The 25,246-nt window shown below is 66.4% G+C and carries 17 protein-coding genes and 1 riboswitch; of the genes, 3 read left to right on the forward strand and 14 right to left on the reverse strand.

Translation table 11 applies throughout. From position 1 onward, the window contains the following. The first annotated feature begins 15 nt into the window (after window positions 1-15). Both aat and L2A60_RS03990 read left to right on the forward strand, forming a co-directional pair. The gene (gene aat / locus L2A60_RS03985) at window positions 16-693 is read left to right on the forward strand and encodes a leucyl/phenylalanyl-tRNA--protein transferase (RefSeq protein ID WP_235703076.1); all 678 of its coding nucleotides are present in this window, start codon (window positions 16-18) and stop codon (window positions 691-693) included. Next, entirely contained in the window at window positions 690-1,292 is a 603-nt protein-coding gene (locus tag L2A60_RS03990; RefSeq protein WP_235703077.1) for a hypothetical protein, read from the forward strand. The genes aat and L2A60_RS03990 overlap by 4 nt, the downstream gene beginning before the upstream one ends. Here L2A60_RS03990 and pbpC read toward each other — a convergent pair. The 11 genes from pbpC to L2A60_RS04045 all read right to left on the reverse strand — a co-directional run bounded on the left by pbpC (window position 1,249) and on the right by L2A60_RS04045 (window position 21,782). Then, window positions 1,249-3,249: a penicillin-binding protein 1C gene (gene pbpC / locus L2A60_RS03995; RefSeq protein ID WP_235703078.1), complete on the reverse strand. Its 2,001-nt coding sequence runs from the start codon at window positions 3,247-3,249 to the stop codon at window positions 1,249-1,251. The genes L2A60_RS03990 and pbpC overlap by 44 nt on opposite strands. Next, window positions 3,230-8,506, reverse strand: coding sequence for an alpha-2-macroglobulin family protein (locus L2A60_RS04000; protein WP_235703079.1), 5,277 nt, complete (start codon window positions 8,504-8,506; stop codon window positions 3,230-3,232). The genes pbpC and L2A60_RS04000 overlap by 20 nt, the downstream gene beginning before the upstream one ends. Window positions 8,507-8,573: 67 nt before the next feature. Beyond that, the gene (locus L2A60_RS04005) at window positions 8,574-12,176 is read right to left on the reverse strand and encodes a hydantoinase B/oxoprolinase family protein (RefSeq protein ID WP_235703080.1); all 3,603 of its coding nucleotides are present in this window, start codon (window positions 12,174-12,176) and stop codon (window positions 8,574-8,576) included. Continuing rightward, the gene (locus L2A60_RS04010) at window positions 12,176-13,429 is read right to left on the reverse strand and encodes an MFS transporter (protein WP_235703081.1); all 1,254 of its coding nucleotides are present in this window, start codon (window positions 13,427-13,429) and stop codon (window positions 12,176-12,178) included. Before L2A60_RS04010 ends, L2A60_RS04005 begins: the two co-directional genes overlap by 1 nt. Window positions 13,430-13,498: 69 nt before the next feature. Continuing rightward, on the reverse strand, window positions 13,499-14,299 hold the full coding sequence (locus L2A60_RS04015) for a putative hydro-lyase (protein WP_235703082.1): 801 nt from the start codon (window positions 14,297-14,299) through the stop codon (window positions 13,499-13,501). Between the two features lie 96 nt (window positions 14,300-14,395). Next, on the reverse strand, window positions 14,396-15,283 hold the full coding sequence (locus L2A60_RS04020; RefSeq protein ID WP_235703083.1) for a LysR family transcriptional regulator: 888 nt from the start codon (window positions 15,281-15,283) through the stop codon (window positions 14,396-14,398). Between the two features lie 7 nt (window positions 15,284-15,290). Further along, window positions 15,291-15,851 (reverse strand): cob(I)yrinic acid a,c-diamide adenosyltransferase, encoded by a 561-nt coding sequence (locus L2A60_RS04025; protein WP_235703084.1) that lies wholly within the window; start codon window positions 15,849-15,851, stop codon window positions 15,291-15,293. 10 nt (window positions 15,852-15,861) lie between these two features. Further along, window positions 15,862-16,749 carry a cation diffusion facilitator family transporter gene (locus tag L2A60_RS04030; RefSeq protein ID WP_235703085.1) on the reverse strand — a complete coding sequence of 296 codons (888 nt, stop codon included), beginning with the start codon at window positions 16,747-16,749 and terminating at the stop codon, window positions 15,862-15,864. A gap of 56 nt (window positions 16,750-16,805) precedes the next feature. Continuing rightward, the gene (locus tag L2A60_RS04035) at window positions 16,806-18,785 is read right to left on the reverse strand and encodes a TonB-dependent receptor plug domain-containing protein (RefSeq protein ID WP_235703086.1); all 1,980 of its coding nucleotides are present in this window, start codon (window positions 18,783-18,785) and stop codon (window positions 16,806-16,808) included. Between the two features lie 110 nt (window positions 18,786-18,895). Continuing rightward, window positions 18,896-19,100, reverse strand: a riboswitch (cobalamin riboswitch). Then, on the reverse strand, window positions 19,064-20,476 hold the full coding sequence (locus tag L2A60_RS04040; RefSeq protein ID WP_235703087.1) for a sensor histidine kinase: 1,413 nt from the start codon (window positions 20,474-20,476) through the stop codon (window positions 19,064-19,066). It overlaps the preceding riboswitch by 37 nt. Before the next feature lie 7 nt (window positions 20,477-20,483). Then, on the reverse strand, window positions 20,484-21,782 hold the full coding sequence (locus L2A60_RS04045; RefSeq protein WP_235703088.1) for a penicillin-binding protein activator: 1,299 nt from the start codon (window positions 21,780-21,782) through the stop codon (window positions 20,484-20,486). Here L2A60_RS04045 and rsmI point away from each other — a divergent pair. Beyond that, complete coding sequence (gene rsmI, locus L2A60_RS04050; RefSeq protein WP_235703166.1) at window positions 21,767-22,666, forward strand: 16S rRNA (cytidine(1402)-2'-O)-methyltransferase; 900 nt, start codon at window positions 21,767-21,769, stop codon at window positions 22,664-22,666. The two genes, L2A60_RS04045 and rsmI, sit on opposite strands and share 16 nt — an antisense overlap. Here rsmI and L2A60_RS04055 read toward each other — a convergent pair. The 3 genes from L2A60_RS04055 to dapD are packed head-to-tail and all read right to left on the reverse strand — an operon-like array spanning window position 22,641 to window position 25,200. Beyond that, a complete protein-coding gene (locus L2A60_RS04055; RefSeq protein WP_235703089.1) occupies window positions 22,641-23,246 on the reverse strand; it encodes a hypothetical protein in 606 nt (201 codons plus the stop codon). The genes rsmI and L2A60_RS04055 overlap by 26 nt on opposite strands. After that, window positions 23,243-24,364, reverse strand: coding sequence for a succinyl-diaminopimelate desuccinylase (gene dapE / locus L2A60_RS04060; RefSeq protein WP_235703090.1), 1,122 nt, complete (start codon window positions 24,362-24,364; stop codon window positions 23,243-23,245). Before dapE ends, L2A60_RS04055 begins: the two co-directional genes overlap by 4 nt. Further along, window positions 24,361-25,200, reverse strand: coding sequence for a 2,3,4,5-tetrahydropyridine-2,6-dicarboxylate N-succinyltransferase (dapD, locus tag L2A60_RS04065; RefSeq protein WP_235703091.1), 840 nt, complete (start codon window positions 25,198-25,200; stop codon window positions 24,361-24,363). Before dapD ends, dapE begins: the two co-directional genes overlap by 4 nt. Window positions 25,201-25,246 lie beyond the last annotated feature (46 nt).

Genomic DNA, 25,246 nt, shown 5'->3' on the forward strand with positions numbered 1-25,246 from the left:
GGGCGATCATGCCACATGACTGTGCGCGACCGTGTGCTGAATGCCGACATGCTGCTCCGCGCCTATCGACTTGGGCTGTTTCCGATGGCGGAGACCCGGCAGTCGCAAAGCCTCCATTTTCTCGATCCCGAGCGGCGCGGCGTGCTGCCGCTCGACGGGTTTTATATGCCGCGCCGCCTGTTCCGCACCTTGCGCACGACGCGGCTGCGGATCGTCGCCGACCGGGATTTCCGGGGGCTGATCGCGGCCTGCGCGCAGCCCCGCGCGAACCGGCCGGAAACCTGGATCAACGCGGAAATCGAGCGCCTGTTCGTCGAACTGCACGATCTCGGCCACGCCCATAGCGTCGAGGTGTGGGATGGCGGGCGGCTGGCCGGCGGCCTTTACGGTCTGGTGATCGGCGGGGCGTTTTTCGGCGAAAGCATGGTTTCGCTGACCCGCGACGCCTCGAAACTCGCCCTCGCGCATCTGGTTGCGCGGCTGCGTCTGTGCGGCTTCGGGCTGCTCGACACCCAGTTTCTCACCGACCATCTCGCCCGGTTCGGCGCCTACGAGGTCTCGAAGGCGACCTATCACGCCTTGCTGGCCGAGGCGGTCGCGCTGCCGGCGCGCTGGGTGACCGAACTCGATCCTGCCACAATCGCGCGCGAAATCGAGACGATGCACAGAATCATTCAGGAGGACCAAGCATGACGATCCACAATACCGCAGCTCTTGCTGCCTTCCTGCTCGCGATGGGGGTGGCGCATGCGGCGGCGGCGCCGCGCCTGATCCCGGACCATGACGCGATGGGCGTGTATCGGATCAGCCAGCCCGGAAAGCCGACGCAGACCTGGCGGGTGCGATATCTGGCGGCGAGCGAACGGGTGCGCGCGGTCAGCCTGTCCGGTCAGGCGGCGGGAACGGCGATCCTGCTCGACCTCGCTTCGGGGGCAGCGAATGTGGTGCTGCCGCAGATGCATGCGGTGGTCGCGGTGCCCGGCCTGTCGGCGATGATGCAAAAGGTGATGGACAATCGCGGCGCGCATTTCACCAGGCTGGGGCAGGCCACCATCGCCGGCCGAGCGTGCACGCGCTATCTCGTGCTGAAACCCAAGGGCGACGGCAGCGCCTGCATCACGCCGGGCGGCGTGGTGCTGCAGGCGACCGGGAAGAACGATCATGGGTCGGTTGCCGTGCAGGCGCTGTCGATCACCAACGCGCCGCAACAGGCCGCCGCTTTCACCCCACCGGCGGGCTATTCCAGCATCACCCTGCCGCCGCAGATGCTGGCGCAGTTGCTGGGCGGGTGAGCCGGGGATTGCCGACGCGCAGGGTGCGGGTGATCGCGTCGCCTTTCGCGTCCAGGATGGTCAGGCGGTAGAAGCCGGGGCCGGGAGGCTGCCAGTCCGCGCTGCGCAGAGCGGGGATGGACGGGAGCAGCCGGTCGTCGATCATGAAGTTTAGCGGCCGGTCGCCGCCCATCGCGCGCAGATGTACTGGCGGACCGACCGGCAGGATGGCTTTCGGCGGCGGAAACAGCAAAGCGAGCTTCGGCCGGGCGGCGGAGACGAGGGTGACCGGCGGGTGCGCGCGGCGCATCGGCAGCGGCGCCGGTTTCAGGAAACCGAAGACATCGGCGAGGACCGGCAAGGCGGCGAGGGCGGATTGGTTCGGCAGAGCGCCGCCATCGGGTTCACCGATCCACACGCCCGCTACATAACGGCGATCGTACCCGATCGCCCAATTATCGCGATTGCCGGCACTGGTGCCGGTTTTCCAGGCGATTCCTGCGGGGCCGCCGCCGGGGAACGGGCGGGTGAGAATGCCCGTGATGCTGCGCGCGATTGCCGGCGAGATCAGGCGGCGCCGGTTGCGCCGCTGCCCGGCGATGAGATGGAGGGGCTCGACGGTGCCGTCGGTCGCGAGTGCGGCGTAAAGGGCGACGAGGCGGCGCATGGTGATGCCGGCGCCGCCGAGCGCGAGCGGCAGGGTGGGCGCGACACCACGCGGTAAGGCCAGCGGCGCGCCCGCGCTCGCCAGATGCGCGGCGAATTTTGCCGGGCCGAAACGGCGCATCAGCGCGACCGCGGGCAGATTGAGCGAACGGCGCAGCGCGGTGGCCGCGGTGACATCGCCCTTGAACGCGCCGGTATAATCGTCGGGTGCGTAGCCGCCGAAATCGCGCGGCAGATCGGTGAGCAGTGTGCTCGGGCGCGCGAGACCGTCGGCGAAGGCGAGGCCGTAGAGAAACGGTTTCAACGCCGAGCCCGGCGAGCGGATGGTGCGCGTGAGATCGAGAAAGCCGGCGCGGCGCGGATCGGTCCAGTCCCCGGCATAGATCGCGCGGATCGCACGGGTTTTCGCGTCGGCGACGATGATGGCGAGGCTTTCGGTGGGGGCGAGCCGGCGCAACTGGCCGCGCGCGAAGCGGGCGATGGCGGTGTCGAGCGCGCCGTCGATCGTGGTGCGGGCGCGATCCGGCAGATGATCGGTGATTTGCGGGGAGAGGGTCAGGAAACGATGGCGGCGGCGCGGCACCGGCGTTGCCTCGGCGTGGATCAGGGCAGCGCGGGAAATGACGCCGAGCGAGGCGGCTTCGAGCAGGATGCGGTTGCGCGCGGTCAGCGCGGCGCGCGGATGAACTGCGGGGTCGAGCGCGGCGGGCCGGCGGCACAAAGCGACGAGGAGCGCCGCTTCGGCGGGGCTGAGCGTCGCGGGCGAGTGGCCGAACCAGGCGCGCGAAGCGGCCTCGGCGCCGACGATATTGCCGCCGAACGGGGCGAGCGAGAGCCACATGCCGAGGATTTCGGCTTTGCCGTCGTGCTCGTTCAGCGCGATGGCGTGGAATGCCTCGCCGATTTTGACCTTCAGCGTGCGCGGCGCGGGATGCAGCAGGCGGGCGACCTGCATGGTGAGGGTGGACGCACCGGAGACGACATGGCCGGCGGCGAGCATCTGCACAGTTGCGCGCAGAATCGAGAACGGGTTGACGCCGGGGTCGAGATAGAAATGCCGGTCTTCGGACGCGATCAGCATGCGCGGCAGGAGCGGGTCGACTTCGGCTTCGGTCGTCGGGAGTTTCCATTCGCCGCGACGGTCTTCGAAAGTTGCGATGGGGTGGAAGTGGCGGCCGAACACGACGCGGCTCCGATCGTGCAGCCGCGCGAGGTTCGGCGGGAAGAGCCACGCCGCGCCGAAGACGATCGCGACGGTGACGATCGCCGCGGTCGTCCAGCGTGTCAGTGGGTCAGGGATGCGTCTGGCCACCATTGGTCGGGGCATTGGGTTTCGGCGGAATTTGACCCGGTGCGAGAACCGCGACGCTGCCGCCTTCGGTGCGCCCGTAGACCATCGGGTGGAACATGTCCGACAACGTGACGCCGGGCAGGGTGAACCGGCCCGGCGTGACCGCGCGCAGCATGACCGCGACGCGGAATTCGCGATCGACGCCGTTATCCTCGCCGAAGAAATTGGACTCGTGGGGCGCGAGATCGAACGCGGCTTCGTAGCGATCGTCGGCGGCGGCGCGGATGCGCGGATGGCTGAGCGTGCCGAGCCAGCGCATGTGGCTGACCTTGCCGCTCGAGATATTGCCGGCGAGTTCCCAGCCGGCCGGCAGCCCGGCATCGACTACCGCGCGATGCGGGGCGGAATCCACCGATCGTCCGCTGATCACCATGATGAAAACCGTGTTCTGCGCGAGATTGGAAGGATCGAGCTTGTCGCCCGACATCGTGTAGAAGCGGCGATCGACGATCATGCCCTGCCGGGCGGCGGCGGGTGGTTTGGCCGGAATGCCGGTGGTCGCGACGCTGACCGCGAGCGGGGTCGCGGCGAGATTGTCGATGCTGACCGGCGATGTCAGCTTTTGGCTGATCGCCTTCGCCGATTTCATCTCCCGCGTGCCGATGCGGAAATCCATCGGCGGCGGCGGTGCGCCCAGAATGCCGTTGGCGAAGCAGGCCCAGGCGAGTTCCTGCGCGTTCAGATCGTCGACACTGATTCCCTTGCCCGGAAGATTGGCGCGCAATTCGGGGATTTTATCGCGCAACAGCCCGGTTTGCGCGATCACCGCCGGAACCGCCCAGGCGTCGCGCAGCGGCGAGCCGAAGGCGTTCTGCCAATCCCGATCGAGGAACCACCAGTCGCCGGTGAGCCGGTTATGGATGGCGAGTGCGGCGTTCAGGGCGGCGCGGGCGTGGTTCGGTTCGCCGATATCGTTCAGCGCCGCGCCGAGCTGCGCGCGGGCGAGCGGCATGTGCAGCGCATCGACATCCTGTCCGAGCAGGCGGATGGCGCCGGCCGGTGGCCGGCCCGCGAGGCCGAGCACATAGGTGGCATAGATTTGCGAAAATCTGCCGTGATTGCCTTGCACAACCTCGTTGTGCAGCCAGGCCAGCGCCTGATCGATCTGCACGCCCGGCACATAGACACCCGCCTTGCGCGCGCGGAGCAGGAACTCGGTAGCGTAGGCGGTCAGCCATGGTTCGCTGAAATCATGCGAGGACCACAGGCCGAAGGAGCCGTCGAAGCGCTGGAGATCGAGCACCTGCTCCACCGCGCGGGCGAGCCGCCCGGTCGGGTCCGGTCCCGCGACCGGTCCGCGCAGCACGGTGAGCGGCAGGCCGCGGCTGACGCTTTGTGCAAGGAACGGCAGCGTGTTGGCGGCAAGCGCCTGCATGTATTCGGCCGGATCGAAGGGCAGCGTGTTGCCGAAAGTGACGGTGGACTGCACCGAGCCGGGATAGAGGCCGGACTCGTTCAACCCGATTTGTTGTGTCGCTCCCGGTTTGATGCTGGCGGCTGCGAGTCTGGTGACCGGCGCGCGTGCGGAATGGACGGTGAGCGTCCAGTGCCGTTTCAGCGCGTAGTTCGGGCCGGTGAGATCGAGGCTGATCTGGCCGGTGCCTTCGGCGTTCGACGCGGCGAGCTGGAACGGCACGACATGGCGCGTGCCGGGTTTGAGGTCGAGCGTGGTGCTGGTTCTGCCCTTGAACGCGAGCGGGCCGGTTGCCGCGACGGTTGCGGTGAATTGCCCGTCCGGCAGGTCGAGATTTTGCAGCATCAGCCCGGCATTGGCGATGTCGCCGGGGGCGAGGAAGCGTGGCAGCAGCGCGTTGGCGATCACCCGGTCGCGCACGATGATATCGGTATGCGCGGCGCCGACCGCGGTTTTGGTCCAGGCTACCGCCATCAGCCTGATCTGTCCGTTGAATTCGGGGATATGGAGGGTGATTTTCGCGACGCCGTCGGACCCGGCTCGCACCGGACCGGCGAACAGCGAGACGATGCGCTGCGGGATCGGTTTCACCGCCGGCCCGAAATTGGCGCCCGCGCCGTTTTTCAGCAATGCGGCCTGCCCCGATGGCGGCAGGAGCAAAGCGGCGTAATCGTCCATGACGCCGACGCCGAGCCGCCATTTGCCGAAGAAATGGCCGATCGGGTCAGGGTTCGGGAAGTCCGTTAGCTGCAATATGCCTTCATCCACGGCGGCGAGGGTGACATAGGCGCCGGGCCGCGCATGGACATCGACGGTAATGTCGTGGCCTGGGCGGTATAGTTTTTTCGTCGGGATCGACACGTCGATCTTTCGTCTGCCCGGTTTCACCGCGAGCCAGGTGAGCCCGACCGCGCGGGAGGGCTGGCTGGTCGCGTCGGGTTTCTGGAACGCCTCGACGATCGCATAGGCGCCCGGACCCCAGGCGCGCTTCACCGGAACGTCGAGCGTGGTGCCGCCGTTCGGCAGGGTGAAATTCCGCATCGACAACACGGCGTTATTGGCGATGACCAGCGTGGCGGGGCCATGGAATGGCGCCGTGACATGGAGCTCGGCGGTATCGCCGGGTGCGTAATCCTGATGGTCGGACGAGACGGTGACGCGCTGCGGCACTGCCGGGTTGGCGGAGGTCGCGAAGCCGGAATAGAAGATCACCGAACTCGCCGCGAAACCGCCTTTCGCCTGCACCACGCGCAGCCGGTAGCGGCCCCAGCCGAGCACGGGCGCGGTGAAAACCGTGGGCTTGTCGGCGGCCAGGGTGATGGTCCTGGTTTCGACCGGGCGGTCGATATGGGTGATCGCCCAGCGCGCGGCGGAACCGTTGAAATAGATGTGCCATTCGGTCTCCTGACGGACCAGGCTGATGGTCACCGCCATCTTCACTTGACTGCCCGCTGGGCCGATTGCCACGATGTTGAAACCTGGCGCGATTTTGTTGCCGACGGTCTGGCCGGCAAAATTTTCCTTGATGCCGATCAGCGGCCTCGCCGGGGTTATCGGCAGGGTGATCGCCGAGGTGACGGCGCGGCCCGAAGGATCGTTGATGCTGACCGACAATTTCGCCTCGATCGCGCGCGTGGTGTCGGGCGGGCTGGTGAGGTCGATCGGCACCGAGGTGTTACCGCGCGGGCCGGTTTCGGGAAGCGCGATGCGGGTGAGTTTGGATTGGAAAATCTCGTTCTGCAGGCCGAAGGAATAGCCGCGCCATTGCGGAAACGGCTGGTTATCGGCGATGAGGCGAAGCGTGGCGTTGCCGGTCAGTTTCGAACCGGGCGCGCCGTAGAGGAATCGCACATTGAGCGGCCAGTGGTCGATCTTGCCTGGGGTAAGCGGGTGCGACCGGCCGAGCGAGACCTTGAGCTTCGCGGGGACGAAGGCGGCGACGGTGAATTGGCGGCGGGCGAGCGCGGGTTTGTGTGCGCCCAGGGCGAGGCTGACCGACCAGTTGCCGGCCTGGGCCGCGCCGGGCAGTTTCACCGGCAACGCGATCGAATCATCGTCGGTGCGCGGCGCCACGCGGTCGAGATAGACCTGCCCTGCCGGGCGGCGGATGATGACATGAAGCGGCAGGTCGAGCGGCGTGTCGCGATCGGTGCGGTAGAGGGCGGCGACATGCACGGTTTCGCCTGGCCGGTAGATCCCGCGATCGAGCCAGAGATAGGGATCGATCCGGTTCGGCACCGGCCGGCCGGAAATACCGCGATCCGAAAGATCGAGCGGCGAGCCCGTCAGATTGAAAACGGTGAAATCGCCGTCCGGCCCGGTGATATGGAGTGCTGCGGGCGATTGTCCGGCGATGCCGGCGAGCAGAGGACCGGCGAAGCTGACGATGCCCTTACCGTTGGTTTTTGCCGAGGCGAGAATCGCGTTATCGGCGGCGATCAGATTGACCGTGACATCGGCATAGGGTTGCGCGCTGGTGAATTTGCGAATTTGCACATTCATGCCGTTCCAGCCGCGCCAGACGATGGGCGCCATGTTGGTGCGCAGCACGAGCTGGACGGTGTTCAGCGCATAGGCATCCGGCAGGCCCGGACCGGGTCGGATCGCGATGGCGTAGAGGCCGGTTTTCTTCATCACATCCGGCAGGGCGATGACTGAATGGATCAGTCTGTTGGAGACGAAGTTTTGGATTTTCGCTTCGCCTTTCCAGATCGTCTTGCCGTAATTGTCGCCGAGTGACGATTGATATTCGGTGGGGTTGAACAGCGGATGATTGCTGAAAAATCCGGTCAGGGAACGTTCGGCGATGCGGACGATTTTCAGCCGGACCTTGTCGAGATTGACGGTGGAAATGCCGATCGTGGATGGCGATGAGGCGGGGATGAGGTAGTGCCCGACATCGGCGATGAGCTGGGCGCGGCGATCACGGATCGCGACCGGGATTTTGGTTTCGCTCGGCAGGGTGGTGCCGGCCTGGAGCGGCAGACCCGCGCGCAGGATCACCCTGGTCGTGTGTCCGGCGGGCAGGCCGTCGATGCAGAGATCGCCGTTTTGCTCGGTGATTGCGGCTCCCTTCACCGGGGGCGTGAAGATCACCCAATCCGCCGGGTGAAAATCGGGCGCGCTGCCGAGCTTGACGTTGAACGCGATGCATGCGCTGGTCGGGAAGCGGTTGGCATGGACGGTGAGCTTGCGGACCCGGATGCCGAAAGTCTTGGATGCTTCGGCGAGTTCGTGCTTGATGAGATCATCGTCGGGATAGGCGCGCCGCATCGCCGCGAGAAGATCGATCCGCGCGAGGTTGTTGTTTTGCAGGCGCAGCCCTTTGGCGATCAGAAGCAGAGCGCGCTTGGCGGTCGTGGCATCGGCACCGTGCGTTTCGTTCAGTTCATAGGCGATAAAGGCGGCCGTTTCGACGGTGCGGGCATCGGCCGTTTTGCGGCGGGAGGAGGCGGTGGCGAGTGCCAGCCAGAGCGATGGATGGTTCTCATCGCCCAGACGCAGCCGCTTGCGATAGAGGGAAGACGCATTCGGCCAGTCCTGATCGTCGTATGCCTGTTTGGCCTGCCTGGTCAGATCGGCACGGCGCGCGGCGAGGCCGGCACTGTTCCCGGCCGTCGGCTGATTGCCGAAAGCCTGGAACTGGCGGGCATTTTCGCCAAGTCCGGGGAGCAGATGGCGCAGGAACACAGTAGATGGTGGCGCGGAGCCGCCCGCGCGGGCAGTCTGCGACAATGCGACGGATGCGACAACGAAGCAGAGCAACCAGGCCAGCAAAACTCCGATTCGCCGGTGGTTGCGCATCCCATGGCTCCCTGTTCGCCGATTGTTATCGGGACGATACAGGGAAACCGCAACGGAGTCACACTGCTCAGCTCCGCCTGCCGTAGCCGCCGCCGCCAGGGGTCGCGATGCCGAATATGTCGCCGGGCGCGATGCTCGCCTCGGCCCGGCCCGACAGGGTCTCGCGCGTGCCATCCGCCCGCTCGATCCATTGCAGGCCGACCGCGCCATCCGCCCCGCCGTCGAGCCCGAACGGCGGCACCACGCGGCGGGACGCGACGATCACCGCCGTCATCGGTGCATGAAAGCGCAGCCGGCGGACCGCGCCATCGCCGCCGCACATGGCACCCGCGCCGCCGGAGCCGCGCCGGATCGAAAACTCCTCGACCGTGACGGGATAGTTCAGCTCCAGCACTTCGGGATCGGTCATCCGCGTGTTGGTCATGTGGGTGTGAACGGCGGAAGCGCCGGCGAAGCCCGGACCCGCGCCGGCACCGCCGCAGATGGTTTCGTAATATTGGCGTTGCGCATCGCCGAACAGAAAATTATTCATCGTCGCCTGGCTGCACGCGACCGCGCCGAGCGCCCCGAACAGGGCGTTGCACACCGCCTGGCTCACCTCGGTATTGCCGGCGACCACCGCCGCTCCCGGCGCGGGGGCGAGGAACGAGCCTTCGGGAATGATCAGGTCGATCGGTTCGAGGCAGCCCTCGTTGAGCGGAATATCCTCGCCGACCAGGCAGCGGAACACGTAGAGCACGGCGGCCTGGGTGATCGCGCGCGGGGCGTTGAAATTGCCCTTGTGCTGGGTGCTGGTGCCGGTGAAATCGACCGTCGCGCGCCGCGCCGCGCGATCCACCGCGACGCGCACCGAGATGACGCTGGAATCGTCCATCCGATAGGTGAATCGCCCGTCGCCGATGCGGTCGATCACCCGGCGCACATGTTCGGCCGCATTGTCCATCACATGGCGCAGATAGGCCGCGACGAGCGGCCAGCCGTGTTGCGCGACGATGGCATCGAGACCCATTGCCGCCGCGCGATTGGCGGCGATCTGCGCCTTGATGTCGGCGATATTCTGATCCGGGTTGCGTGCCGGGTAGCGCGCCGAGAGAAGCAGGTCGCGAAATGCGTCTTCCCGAAACCTGCCCTGTTCGACCAGTAAAAAATCGTCGATCAGCACGCCTTCCTCGATCAGGGTGGTCGCATTCGGTGGCGTCGATCCTGGCGTGATGCCGCCGACATCCGCGTGATGGCCGCGGGCGCCGGTGAAGAAGCGGATTTCCGCGCCATTCGGGTCGAACACCGGGGTAATCACGGTGATATCGGGCAGATGGGTACCGCCGGCGCTCGGGTTGTTCAGCGCGATCACGTCGCCTGGGCGCAGCGTTCCGCCGCGGGTTTTGAGAACGTGGCGCACGCTCTCGCTCATCGAGCCGAGATGCACCGGAACGTGCGGAGCGTTCGCGACCAGCCGCCCGGCGGCATCGAACACCGCGCAGGAAAAATCCAGCCGCTCGCGAATGTTCACGCTCTGCGCCGTGTTCTGCAACACCGCGCCGGCCTGTTCGGCGACGCTCATGAACAGGTTGTTGAACAGTTCGAGCAGCACCGGATCGGGCGGCGCATTCGCATCCGGCGCGCGGCGGCGCGCTTCGGTGAGGCGGCGCAGGATCAGATTGTCGGGCGGCGCGATCTCGGCGATCCAGCCAGGCTCGACGATGGTGGTGGCATTGGCGTCGCAGATCATCGCCGGGCCGGGAATCGAATCGCCGAGACGCAGATCGGTGCGATCGAACACGTCGGCGCGATGCGATTCTCCCCGGCTCCAGATCGATACGGTGTCGATCGGGGCGAGTATCGCGTCGCGGGGCGGCGGGGCTTGTTCGCTGACGCTTTCGCCCGGCGCGATCGCTTCCACCGAGACGGCATCGACGATGATCGTGCGCTCCGGAATCGCGAAGCCGAAGCGCGTTTCATGCGCTTTGGTGAACGCCATCTCGCGATCATCGGCATCGGCGGCGATCGGCAGGATCGCCTCGGTCGCTTCATAGCGCAGATGAAGCTGGGATACGATGCGGACGGTGACGGGATCGCTGCCCTGGCCGACGAGCACCGCGTGTGCCTCGTCCGAAAGTTCGTTGATCGCCGTTGCGATATCGGTCTCGGCCTCGCCGAGCACCCGTTCGATCGCGCGCTGGCGCACGGTGCCGAGTTCGGCGAGCCCCATGCCGAATGCCGAGAGCACGCCGGCGAATTTATGGATGAACACGGCATCCATCCCGAGCGCCTCGGCGACCAGGCAGGCGTGCTGGCCGCCGGCGCCACCGAAACAGGCGAGCGCGAAACGCTGCGGGTCGCGGCCTTTCTGGATCGAGACCTGCTTGATCGCCTTGACCATGTTGGCGATCGCGATGTCGAGAAATCCCTCGGCGATTTGCTGCGCGCTGCGGGCGATGCCGGTCGCGCGCCCAACCTCCCTTGCGACGGTGGCAAACCGCGCCTGCACGATCTCGGCATCGAGCGGAGCATCGCCGTTGGGGCCGAACACGGCGGGGAAGCGGCGCGGCTGGATTTTGCCGAGGCAGAGATTGGCATCGGTTACCGTGAGCGGCCCGCCGCGCCGATAACAGGCCGGTCCCGGATTGGCGCCGGCGGAATCGGGGCCGACACGAAAGCGCGCGCCGTCGAAATGCAGGATCGAGCCGCCGCCGGCCGCAACGGTGTTGATCGCCATCATCGGCACGCGCACCCGTGCACCGGCGATTTCGGTATCGAAGCTGCGCTCGAACGCGCCGTCATACAGGGCGACATCGGTGGATGTGCCGCCCATGTCGAAGCCGATGATGCGTGCGAAACCGGCTGCTTCGGCCGAGCGCGCCGCGCCGACGATGCCGCCCGCCGGGCCGGACAGGATCGCATCCTTGCCCTCGAAGCTGGAAGCTTCGGCGAGACCGCCATGCGACTGCATAAAATAGAGTTTTGCGCCGTCCAGCGCTTTTGCCACCCGGTCGACATAGCGGCGCAGGATCGGCGACAGATAGGCATCGACCACCGTGGTGTCGCCGCGCGGCACCAGGCGCAGCAGCGGACTGACGATGTGACTCGCCGAGACCTGCGAAAAGCCGATCTCTCGTGCGATGTCCATAAGGCGCCGCTCATGCGCTGGATTTTTCCAGCCATGCATCAAGGCGATCGCGACGGCCTCCACGCCGTCCGTCTTTGCGGCCATCAGCGCATCGCGCGCTGACGCTTCGTTAAGTGGCGCGGTCTCCTGGCCGTCGACGCCGATGCGGCCGTCGATCTCGATCACCGTTTCGTAGAGCATCGAGGGCAAAGTGATCGCGAGATCGAATAACCGTGGCCGCGCCTGGCTGCCGATGCGCAGCACGTCGCCGAGGCCCCGGTTGATGACCAGGACGGTGCGCGTGCCCTTGCGTTCGAGCAGCGCATTGGTCGCGACCGTGGTGCCCATGCGAACCGAATGGATGCGCTCGGCCGGAATCGGGTCGCCGGGGGCGATTCCGAGCACATTCCGGATCCCGGCGATCGCCGCGTCGTCGTAGCGCTCGGGGTTCTCGCTGAGCAGCTTGCGCGTGACGAGGCTTCCGTCCGGCGCGACGGCGATCAGATCGGTGAAGGTGCCACCGCGATCGATCCAGAATCGCCAGCTTGCATCGGCCTCGCTCATCAAACGGTCTCCGGGGCGGGAATTTCCGCGTCGAGCGCGCGGTTCATGGTTTCCGGCAGGCTGAGTGCTGCGATCGCAAATAGCGCATAAGCGATCACCGCGAAGATCGCGACGGCGGCACCGAGCGGCAAGGTCCTGGCCGCGAAACCGATCAAGGTGGGAAAGAACGCCGCCATCCCACGTCCGAAATTATAGCAGAATCCTTGCGCGGTCGCACGGATTTCGGTTGGAAACAACTCGGAGTAGAACGCACCCATGCCGCTGAAGATGCCCGAAGGGAAGAAGCCAAGCGGGAAGCCGAGAAACAGCATCGCCTCATTCGAGATCGGCAGATAGAGATAGCACACCGCGATGACCGCCGAGCCGACCGCGAACAGGATGAAATTCGGCCGCCTGCCGATTTTGTCGGTGAGGATTGCGCTGGTGATGTAACCCACCAGCGAGCCCGCGATGATGACGGCGAGATAGGCGCCGCTGCCGAGAATGGTCAGATGGCGCTGCACGCGCAGAAAGGTCGGAATCCAGGTGGTGATCGCGTAATATCCGCCCTGGGCACCCATGGCGAGGAGCGAACCGCGCACCGTGAGGTTGAGGAAGCGCCGCGAGAAAATCGCGGAGGGGCCGGTCGACCGGCCGCGTTCGCTGGAACGCATTTCGGTGAAGATCGGCGATTCCGGCACCATCCGGCGGATCAGGAACACCAAGGCGGCAGGCGCCAGGCCGACGAAGAACAGAACCCGCCACGCGATATCGGGCGGCAGGATTTGCAGAATGATCGTCGCCGCGATCGCCGCGACGGCCCAGCCAATCGCCCAGGAGCTTTGTACGAAACCCACCGCGCGGCCACGGAAGCGGGTGGCGATCACTTCGCCCATCAGCACCGAGCCGGCCGCCCATTCGCCACCGAAACCGAGCCCCTGCAAACCGCGTGTTATCATCAGTTGCTCGGGCGACTGGGTGAAACCGCAAAGAAAAGTGAAGATCGCATACCACAGGATGGTAATCTGCAGCACGCGCACCCGGCCGATGCGGTCGGCCAGAATGCCGGCGATCCAGCCGCCGGCAGCGGAGAGCAGGAGCGTCACGGTCGCGATTTCACCAGCCTGCGCGCTGGTCATTTTCCAGACCACGAACAGGGAGGGAATCACGAAGCTGAAAATCATCACGTCCATGCCGTCGAGCGCATAGCCGCCATAGCAGGCCCAGAAGGTGCGCTTTTCGTTGCGCCCCATATTTCCATACCATTCGAACATTGTCGTCTCCTTCCATCCAGGGTTTGCGAGGTCGCGTGACTGGCGGCTTCGAAATCCCCGTTTGGGGTGTTATTGATTGATGGGGCAGAATTGCTCGGGCAGATCGGTGATGAGCATGCAGCCCGGCGCATGGGTAATCGCGAAGGGCAGCCGAGCCTGCTCCAGCGCCGATTGGCTGGTCACGCCGCAGGCCCAGAATACCGGCACGTCGCCCGGTGCGAAATCCACCGCGTCGCCGAAATCCGGGCGCGCGAGATTGGCGATACCGATTGCGATCGGGTCACCGATATGCACGGGCGCACCATGCATGTCATGAAATCGCGCGGTCACGGCAATGGCGCGCCGTGCATCCTCGGGGCTCATCGGCCGCATCGAGACCACGAGCGGCCCGCCGAACGGGGGCGCCGGCCTGGTGAGAATGGTCGTGCGATACATTGCGACGTTGCGGCCCTGCTCGATATGGCGGAGCGGGATTCCCGCTGCGAGCAGCGCGCGCTCGAAGGTGAAGGAACAGCCGAGCACGAAGGTCACCAGATCGCCGCGCCACAGGGCGGTGATGCCGGTGGGTTGTTCGGTGCAGACGCCATCGTGGAACACGCGGTAGCGCGGCAGGTTGGTGCGGATGTCGATTGCCGAGCCGAGCGGTGCGAGAGTCGGATCGCCCGGTATGCCGACATGGATCAGCGGACAGGCTTGGGCATTGGCGCGGCAGAAGGTTTCGAACGATGTCGCGAATTCCGCTGGCAGGATCACGATATTGCCTTGCACGAAACCCGGCGCGAGCCCGGCGGTGGTATCGGCGAACGCACCGGAGGCGGCAAGCGCGCGGGCGGCGGCGGGCGACTGGTTCGTCAAACTTCGAATATCCATGCGCAACCTCCGTTTGCCCCGATCCGGCCAGCATAGGAGGTCTGTATCGATCACATCAAATTGTCATTTCTTATTCATTTTGATAGTCAATTTGGATCAAAATCGCGCCGCCATCTCGCGCGCCTGGTTGGCTACCATGGCGGCGAGGCGTGCGCCCGGCCCGTCGAGATAGCTCGCGGCAAATCGCAGCGTCGGCAGCTTCACCGTGGTGTTCAGGATACGCAGACGCCCGCTCGCCAGTTCGTCGCGGATGGTGACCGGCGGAATCGCACCGATGCCTATGCCGTCGGTCGCGAGCCGCACGATCGAGGCGAGCGACCCGTTACCGAACAGCCGCACCGGACCGAGGGTGGGATCTTTGAACAGGGCAGAAATTTGCTGATAGGGCTGGGTTCGGCTCGAATAGGTTAGGATCGGCCACGCGGCGAGATGCCTGAGTTCGAGTAGCCCATCGTCGAGCGGCAGCGTTGGTGCCGCCACCCATTCCAGCGGATAATCACAGAGGGACATAGTCACCGCTTTGGCCGGTGCGAGTCCATCGAGCATAAAGGCGAGATCGAGTTCGCCGCGGTTCAACCCATCTTGTAGCGTCGCCGAAATATCCACCGAGATATCGAGCCCGACGCCGGGATGGGTCTGAAGCAGATCCCGCACCAGTTCCGACAGCCATGTATGCACCAGGGTTTCCGAAACGCCGAGCCGTACCGTGCCGGTCAGCGCTTCCGCCCCTTTGAGCGAGACCAGAAGCGTCTCGTGCAGGCGCAGCATATGTTCGGCGTGCTTGAAAAAGGTGAGGCCGCGCGCGGTGAGCGTGACCGGCTTGCGCCGCCCGCGCTCGAACAGGGAGATGTTGTATTGTCGCTCGATCTGGGCGATGCGGTTGGAAATCGCCGGCTGGGTGGTGTTCAGCCGCGTCGCCGCCTTGCGGAAACCGCCGAGCTTGACGATCCAGTAAAGGACTTCGAGGTCCCGGAATTCGACCATTCGGCGTTCAGCGTGTCCCGCCGGGCACCCAGAGGATGTCGGTCCTGCCGTCATCGTTTAGGCTGCGCGCCAGCACGAACAGAAAATCGGACAGGCGGTTCATGTAGGGAACCAGGACCGGCGAAACCGGCTCCGCGGCGGCGAGGGCGACGAGGTCGCGTTCGGCGCGGCGGGCGACGGCGCGGGCGAGATGAGCGCGCGATGCGGCTTCGGTCCCGCCCGGCAGCACGAAACTGCGCAAGGGGGCCAGCGAGACGTTCAGTGCCGCTACCGCATCATCGAGCGCGAGCAGGTAGGTTTCGGTCAGCTTGGGGCCGGGGCGGTCGATGCCGGGGGTGGCCAGATCGGCGCCGAGATCGAACAGATCGTTCTGGATGCGGGCGAGAATGCGGTCGATCGATGGCCGGTCCGCGCAGACGACGCGCAACGCGCCGATCGCCGCATTGGCCTCATCCAGCGCGCCGAACACCTGGATGCGGGCGGCATCCTTGCGCAGACGGGAGCCGTCGGCGAGCGAGGTTTCGCCGCCGTCGCCGCCGCGCGTGACGATGCGGTCGAGCTTTACCATGACAGGTGCCTCATACGACCAGAACCCCTTGATGTTTCGCCTTATGATCCGGCTCGACATGGATCGTGATGACCACGCCGGGCATTTCGGTCTTCAAGGCGGCCTCGATCCGGTCGCAGATATCATGCGCCGCGGCAACCGCCATTTCGCCCGGAACGACCAGATGGAATTCGAGGAAGCTCGACCTGCCGGCCTGGCGCATTCGCATGTCGTGGGCTTCGAGCGCGCCGGTCGCATGGGTGGCGACGAGGCCGCGGATGCGTGTCACGATGTCGGGCGGCGGGGCCCGGTCGAGCAGCAGGCTGAGTGAGCGCAGGATGGTGCGGCCGCCGATCACCGCGATCTGGATGGCGATGGCGACGGCGATCAGCGGGTCGAGGATCGGGATATCGGCCAGAACCGCGAGGGAAAGGCCGATGACGATGCCGATGGTGGTGATCGCATCGGCGATCAGATGCGCCTGATCGGCGGCGAGAGCCGGATAGCGCCTCGATGCGCCCGAGCGGCTGAGCACCACGGCCCAGAGCGCGTTCAGAACGCCGCCGGACGCGTTGAGGGTGAGGCCGAGCCAGGGTGAAGCCGGCAGATGCGGCGCGAGAATGGTTGCCGCCGCGCGTTGCAGGATGAGCACGGCGGCGAGGACGATCATGCCGCCCTCGGCCATCGCGCTGAGCAACTCGGCCTTGGCGTGACCGTAGGGATGCTCGAAATCCGCCGGTTTCGCGGCGGTTTTCAGCGCATAGAACACCATCAGCGCGGCGAACACGTTGACCAGCGATTCCAGCGCGTCGGAATAGAGGGCGGCGGAGCCGCTGACCTGCCACGCGGCGGCCTTCAGGCCGAGCACGAGAATGCCGATGCCAAAACTTCCCAGGGCAAAGCGCAGCGGTGCGGTCATGTCCGGTCGGGGGGATTCCTCGGTGAGGCGTTTCCCATAGACCAGCTTGTGCCCGATTACACCCCGATTCGCCCGCTTATGCCGAACAGGAAGTTCTGGCCGGGAATCTGCAATCCGTTGACCGGCTCGAATGGCGAATTGAACAGATTGCGGCCGGTCGCGAACACGGTGAGGGCAGGGGAGATACGGAAACTGACCGTCAGGTCTGCGATGGTGCCGGATTTGGCGAGGCCGATGCCGGCGGGGTAGCCGGAATTATTGGTCAGATAATCGGAAAATCGGCCAATATAACGGAGTTCAGGGTCGATATTGAGGCGCGGGATCGGCCGGATGTCGAGCAGGGCCGATCCGGCATTCTCCGGGCGGCGCAGCAGCTCGGCGCCGGTCGCACCGTCGCGCGCGATGGTGCGGGTGTAGCTGAACTTTGCTGCGAACCAGGCTGCCGGATGAAGATCGATCTCGGTCTCGACGCCGCGGATATGTGCGACCGCGACGTTCTGCTCGGTCGAGAATACAGGTGAAATCTGAACATATTCGATCAGATTATTGATATTGTTGTGAAAATAATCGACAGAAATGGTCGCGAACCCGTTGCGGCCGAAACCCGCGAGCGTGGTTGTCGCGCCGAACTGGTAGCCCGCGCTACGCTCCGGCCGAAGGGCCGGGTTGCCGCGATAGCCGTAACTATCCACGCCGTGGAGATCGTAGAGCGACGGGGCGAGAAACCCGGTGCCGTAGGAGGCTTTGAAGCGGGTCGATAGCGCTGGGATGGCAAGAACCGCGCCAATCCGGCCGGTCATCACGTTGCCGTAGCCCGAAACGCCATCGTCGCGCAGGGCGGTCATCAGCGACAGGTCGTGGAACAGAGTGCCCTGCGCGCCGGCGTGGAACGCGGTGATGCGCTGGCTGGCGTTCACGCTGGAGAGGTAGGGCGAGCCGAAGAAACTCTCATTCACGTTCTGGTTCGCGGTGTCGCGATCCTGCTCGAAGCCGGCGACCAGCGCGGCATCGCGCAGCGCGCCGAGCGGTTGCAGGCGCAGCACGTTGTTGAACTGGATGACGGTCCGGTCGCTGGCGTAGGAGCTGTTGCCGGCGAACCCGTTGGGGTCGGCCGGGTCAAGCAGGGCCAGATAGCGCCGGTCGTCCTGCACATGGGACACGTAGAGCGAGGTGATCAGATGCCGGTCGAGCAGGTGGGATTTCACCCCGAAACGGATGAATACCTGGGAATCGTAGTTGTTTTCATAGGGATCATCGAAGGCGGGATAGCCGAGATCGGGGTAGGTGGAGCCGGTCTGGCGGGCGCGCACGATCAGCGAGACGCGGGTGCCGGCGACCGGCGTGTAGCCGAGATTCAGCGAGCCGAGCTTGTAGCGGAACGGGTTGCGCACCGCCCGATAGACCGAAAGGCGCCGTGCCAGACTATCGAAGCCGGCCTGTTCGATCAACGATCCGGTGATCGCGTAATCGAAGGCGCCGCTGCGGCCGGACAATGTGGCGCTGCCTTGGCCCTGGCCGGGAAAACCGCCGGCGATATCGTAATCGACATGCGGCGCGCCGGTGCCGCGTCGGGTGATCATGTTGATCACCCCGCCGATCGCGCCCGAGCCATACAGGCCGGACATCGGGCCGCGCACCACGACGATGCGGGCGATATCGGCCAGTCCATCCACGCCGAAATTGAACAAGCCATTGGACACCGAGGGATCGTTGACCGGCACGCCGTCGAGCAAGACCAGGACATCCTCGGAATTGCCGCCCTGGACGAACACGCTGGCCGCACTGCCCGGACCGCCCGAGGGAACGACGTTCAGTCCCGGCACGGCGGAGAGCGCCTGGGTCAATGTGGTGTCGCCCCGGCGCCGCATTTCGGCCGCGGTAATCACCGTGACGCTGGCCGGGGTGTCGGCAAGCGGGGTGGGTACATAGCTCGCGGTAACGGTCTGGATCGGAACTGTGCCGGACGGGACGGTTTGGGCCTGGGCGCACAGGCCAAGAATCGGCGCGCACAGGATAGTGCAGGAGAGGCGGCGCATCACGTGTCTCCGCGGTCGGTCGCCCATGACAGGGCGACGGTATGATGACGGCGACAGACGGCCTTGGGAGTTTCACCCTTCGCGTTCGATCCACCCCGCCCGAATGCGCGCACATCGTCTCGATGCCGGCCGGTCTCCTGGCTCGCGGGTCATGAAACGATCCGGCCTTCTCGCCCGTGCAAACGGACAATGGCCAATGCTGGATCGCTTTCGCCGCTTACAGTTGCGGGGGCAGCCGCAGCCTGGACCGTGTTTCCGGCCCGTCCTGCATTCCCGTTTCAGCCCTTGCGGGCCACCGTCATCTGGCCGTCCTGTAACCCGCGCGCCGGTTCGGGCGCAAGCGGCAGCCAGACGAGGCAGGTGGTGCCGACGCCCTCGATACTGTCGATGACCAGCCGGCCGCGATGGCGCGAGATCACGTGCTTGACGATCGCGAGCCCGAGTCCGGTGCCCCCGACCGCGCGGGCGCGCCCCTTATCGACCCGGTAGAACCGTTCGGTCAGCCGGGGCAGGTGCTCGCGCGGAATGCCCGGCCCGTCATCGGCTACGCTGACCACGAGTCCCGGCCGGGTGAAATTCGCATCTGGGGCGATCGCGACGCCGACGCGGATCGTGCCGCCGCCATCCGGCGTCTTCGGGTCGGGCTTGATAGCCCCATACTTGGTCGCATTATCGATCAGATTGCCGAACACCTGGGTAAGCTGGCCGGAATCGCCGCGAATCTGAGGAAGGTCGACCGGGATGTCGAGCGCCAGCGTCATTTCGGCCTCGCGCAGGATCGGCTCCATGAAGCCGGCGACCTGACGCAGCACGAGGGCGATGTCGATCATCTCGGTCGGCGGCTGGTGCTCGGTCATTTCGATGCGCGACAGGCTGAGCAGATCGGCGATGATCCGCTGCATCCGGTCGGCCTGCTCGGCCATGATGTTCAGGAATCGCGGCAGCGCCTCGGTGTCGCCCACAGCCGGCCCGCGCAAGGTTTCGATGAAGCCGATCAGGCTGGTCAGCGGGGTGCGCAGCTCGTGGCTCGCATTGGCGACGAAGTCGGCGCGCATCCGTTCGAGCCCGCGTTCCTGCGTGCGGTCGGCGAGCAGCAGATAGAGCGGCGCCAGCCGATCGCCGGTGCCGGCGCGGATGACGATCGCGTCCAGATCGCGCGGGATCGGGGCGGCGAGGGCAAGCGAGATGCGGACCGGCTGGCCGCTGGCTTCCGCCTCGGCGAGGGCGGTGCGCAGGGCGGGATGTCTCAGCAGGGCGGATTCCTCGGTGCCATAGGCGCGCGCCGCGGCCGGATTTCGCCAGATGATCCGCCGTGCGCCGGGCGAACCGTCGAACTGGAACAAGGCGTCGGGCAGCCGGTCGAGCAGTACCTGGCTCGAATCGGCGCCGGTCGCGATTGCCTGACGGCTGCGACGTTCGGTGTCGATCGCGTGGATCGCCGCGAAAGCGAGATTGGTCAGCCCCGGCGTGACCAGCCTGATTTCGCCGGGTGCCGAGGCGGCAATTCCCGCGCCGAACCGGCGCAGATCGCGGGCGAGCACGATCCCCGCGCCGAGCGACCAGACCGCGCAGCCGATCAGGCACACCACGCCTTCCCAGGGCCGCAGAATGCCCGCCATCGTCAGGATGACGACGATCAGCGACGGCGGACCGCCCAGCCACGCGGCGATGGTCGCGATCGGGCGGTTCATGTTTTGGTCAGCTTATCGGCGGTGCGGCCGGCGGCCGCAGGCTGGTCGGCGCCGGCGAGACGATTTGCGGGCCGCCGGGTTCGACCTTGAACACGGCGAGGCCGCGCTGGACATGGCCGTTCGGGTCGAGCCGCAGCACGCCGTCGGCGCCGGAGAAGCCTTCGGGATTGGTCATTACCCGATCGGTGTAGCCGCCCTCGCGGGAGGCGAGAACGGCGATCGCCGCGGCGTCGAACGCGATTTTGTCGATGTCGGGAGGTGCGGAACCGCCATAGCGTGCCTCGAATTTCTGGACGAAGGCGAGCCCGAGCGACGGATCGGGGGCGGCATAGATCGCGCCGCGCAGCGAATCATGCGTCGCCATGGCCCGTGCATCATGGGCCCAGAGCGCCGGGCCGAGCAACTGGATCTGCGGTGGTCCCGCTTCGTAATAGGGCAGTAGCGTGCCGACTTCTGCGAGTTGCTCGCCGGTGGCACCGACCAGAAGCGCGTCGAACGGCGGCGGCGGGATTGGTTGGCGTTCCAGCTTCGCGGCGATCAGCCGCCCGGCTTCGGTATCCTGATCGCGCGCCGCGCGGATTTTCGCCTCGATGCTCGCCCCCCTGCTGTCGAAGGCGGAGACGCTGCGCACCGTCTGAGTCAGGCTCGCGAAGGAATGGCCGAAGTAACCGATCTGCGGCGAGGGGCCGCCGAGCGCGTTCACCTTGGCCCGCAGCGCGCTCGCCATCATCCGGCCAAAGGCGTTGTCGGGAAGGATCGCGGCGGTGCGGGTGCGGCCATGATCGGCGGCATAGGCAACGACGCGCCGGACCTGCTGTCCCGGCGAGACGCCGAGCGGCCAAACGCCGGGAGCGCCGACCGTCTCGTCATTGGTGAAGGCAAGTACGTTGACATTGGCGGCGCGCGCGATCGGCGCGACCGCCTGGGTGTCGCCGGCGGTGAGCGGCCCGAGGATCAGCCCATCGCCCGCTGCGATCGCCGCCTGCGCCGCGGCGGCGGCGCCCTGCGGCGTTCCGCCGGTGTCACGCACGTCGAGAGGCGGCGCGCCGGGTGCGGCGAAAGCGAGTTTGACCGATTGTTCGAGCGACTGGCCGATCGGCGCCAGCGGCCCCGACAGTGGCACCAGAAGAGCGACCGGGCCGCTGGTCTTGCCGATATTCGGTATTTCGGCGGACGGTCCCATGCCACCGATCGGGCCGAGACCCGGCAGGCTCGGCATCGGCTCCGAACAGGAGGACAGGAACAGCGATGAGGCGAGCACGGTTGCCAGGGTGAGCGTCAGAGGCGTTAATACGCGGCGTGACATCTGAAACTCCTATACAAACAGCCGAGTCCGTAGCGGATCGCCAGCCCGCCCTTGTGCTGGTTTCCACGCCGATCGGCAACCTCGGCGATATGACACCGCGCGCGGTCGCGGCGCTGCGGGATGCCGATACCATATTGTGCGAGGACACGCGCGTTACAGGGATCTTGCTTGCCGTTCATGGACTGTCGGCACGGTTGCAACCGCTGCACGACCATAACGAGCAGGACCGGATCGCTCCCCTGATCGAGGCGATGCGCGCCGGGCGGCGGTTTGCCCTGGTCAGCGACGCCGGCGCACCGCTGATCGCCGATCCGGGGTATCGGCTGGTGCGCGCGGCGATCGAGGCGAAGCTCGATATCAGTGCGATTCCCGGCCCGAACGCGGCGGTGATGGCGCTCGCCTTGTCCGGCCTGCCGCCGCATCCGTTCCTGTTCGGCGGGTTCCTGCCGCCGCGCTCGGCGGCTCGCCGGTCGGCGCTGCAACGGCTCGCCGATGCCGAGCGAGCGGGGCTGAATGCGACGCTGATTTTCTATGAGGCGCCGCATCGCCTGGCGGCGTCGCTGGCCGATTGCGCCGCCGTGCTCGGCGACCGGCCGGCGGCGGTCGCGCGGGAATTGACCAAGCGCTTCGAGGAGGTCCGGCGCGGCGGCTTGGCCGAACTCACCGCGAATTATCGCGATGTGGCGCCGCGCGGCGAGATCACCCTGGTGATCGGGCCGGCGCCGGATCATGTCGCATCCGACGAGGATCTCGATCGCGCGTTGACCGAGGCGCTTGACACGATGAGCATCAAGGATGCCGCCGCCGAGGTAGCGCGGCGGCTCGGTCTGCCGCGCAAACAGGTCTACGCGCGCGCGCTCAGCCTGCGGGCGACGTCAGGATGAGGCGAAGCAGGCCCGGATGGAGTGCGTAGGGCAGGCCGTAGACGACCCCGATCGCGACGTTCATGGCGATCAGCAGGCTCAAGGCACGCCAGACCGAGAGGCGCAGGCCGGCGCGCAGGATGAACCACTGGTACCAGAACATGTAGAGGACGATGAGGCCGATCGTGACGGCCGTTGCGGCCGGTTGCGGCAATCCGACACTCACCAGACCGCCGCTCAGCACGACTCCGGCAAGGATCAGCGGGAAGATCAGCCAGATCGACCAGTTCAAGGCGGTGCTCGTCATCAGCCAGGTGGCGCCCTGTCCGGTCCGGCGTGCACTCCATTCGGTGATCACCGGCTGGATCAGCACCCCGCATATCCGGGAGAGGAAGATGACCGCGGCGAGTATCCAATGCCCATTGATTCCGATCAGCGCCGAGCCGACGATCGGAAATGCCAGCAAAGGCGCGATCGACGCGGAAAACGCCGTCGTGGTATTGCCGAATTCGCGGATGCCCCCGGCATCGCCGCGGGCGAGGCGGTACAGACCGCGAAGGACATTGCCTTGCATCCGGGCGCGCCCGCGGTTGCCGCTCATCCGAAAACCTCGTCGAGGATCATGCCATAGACGTGAGCGAGATCGCGCAATTCCGCAACGGGCACGGATTCGTCGGCCCGGTGCATGGTGCGGCCGATCAGGCCGAATTCGGCAACCGGACAATAGGCCGCGATGAAGCGCGCATCGGAGGTGCCGCCGCTGGTGTCGAGCTTCGGCTCGATGCCGGTGGCCCGCCGGATCGCGGCGCTTAGCGTCTGGGTGAACGGGCCGGGTTCGGCCAGGAACGCCTCGCCGCCGATGGTGATGGCGCAGTCGGAATCGGGCGCAAAGCGATGGATCGTCTCGGTGATCCAGGTGCCGAGACCAGCGCCGGTATGACGGTCGTTGAACCTTATGTTCAGCGCGGCGCGCGCTTCGTCGGGGATGACATTGCCGACGCGGTTGCCGACATCGACGCTGGTGATTTGCAGGCTGGAAGGCTCGAACCAGGCGGTGCCGGTATCGAGTGGGGTTGCCCGAAGCGCATCAAGTGCGGGGATCAGCCGGTGCAGCGGATTGTCGGCGAGATGCGGATAGGCGACATGGCCCTGAGTGCCGCGCACCAGGATGCGCGCCGAAACCGAACCGCGCCGGCCGATTTTGACCGTATCGCCGAGAGTTGCCCGGCAGGTCGGTTCGCCGACCAGGCAGGCATCCGGCATCGTGGCGGTTTCGGCAAGTCGATCGAGAATGCGCCGCGTTCCGTCGATCGCATCGCCCTCCTCGTCGCCGGTGATCAGCATGGAGAGCGTACCGAACCGGCCGCCGCGCTCACGCCGCGCGGCGAGCGCGGCGATGAAGGCGGCGATCGCACCCTTCATATCGACCGCGCCCCGGCCGAACAGCACGCCGGCCTGTACTATCCCGGCGAAGGGGTCGCATCGCCAGCCCTCGCCGGGTGGCACCACGTCGGTATGGCCGGCGAAGGCAAAATGCGGCGCACCGGCGCCGTATCGCGCGACGAGATTGTCAACCGCGCCGTGCCGCGATGTTTCGATAGCGAAACCGAGACGATCGAGCGCGTCTGCGATCACGCTCTGCGCCCCCGCATCCTCCGGCGTGACCGACGGGCAGCGGATCAGCGCCTGGGCGAGCGGCAGCGGGTCGGTCAGGGTCACGCGCGCAGCAGCTCGTTGATCGCGGTTTTCGACCGGGTCTGGGCATCGACCCGCTTGACGATCACCGCGCAGGCCAGCGACGGGCCGGGCGATCCATCGGGGAGGGGTTTGCCCGGCATGCTGCCCGGCACCACGACGGAATAGGCCGGAACGCGCCCGTACAGAACCTCGCCGGTCGTGCGATCGACGATCCGGGTCGAGGCGCCGAGAAACACGCCCATCGACAGCACCGCGCCGCGCTCGACGATCACGCCTTCGGCGACCTCGGACCGAGCGCCGATGAAGCAGTCATCCTCGATAATCACCGGATTGGCCTGGAGCGGTTCGAGCACGCCGCCCAATCCGACGCCGCCGCTGATATGGCAGTTGCGGCCCACCTGCGCGCAGGAGCCGACGGTGGACCAGGTGTCGATCATGGTGTCTTCGCCGATTCGCGCGCCGACATTGACGAAGCACGGCATCAGCACCACGCCGCGCGCGATATGGGCGGAATGGCGGACAACGGCGCCAGGCACCGCCCGAATCCCTGCTTCGGCGAAGCGCGCAGCGGTCCAATCAGTGAATTTCATCGCCACCTTGTCGAATACCGGCGCGCCGCCGGGGCCCGGCAGCGCCACGTTTTGCATCAGGCGAAACGACAGCAAAATCGCCTGCTTGACCCATTGATGGACCACCCACCCCTGCGGCCCCGGCTCGGCGACCCGAAGATCGCCCCGGTCGAGCAAGGCAAGGGTCTGATTCACGGCGTCGCGCTCGGGGCCTGCCTGCTCCGGCTTCAGCGCATCGCGGCGCTGCCAGGCTGTCGCAATAGCCGATTCCAGGGAGGCATGATCCATCGATGGCGGTTCCGTGCTTGTTGATGCGGGCCGGACCATGAGGAGG

The organism is Acidiphilium iwatense (assembly GCF_021556475.1).
GTDB lineage: Bacteria > Pseudomonadota > Alphaproteobacteria > Acetobacterales > Acetobacteraceae > Acidiphilium > Acidiphilium iwatense.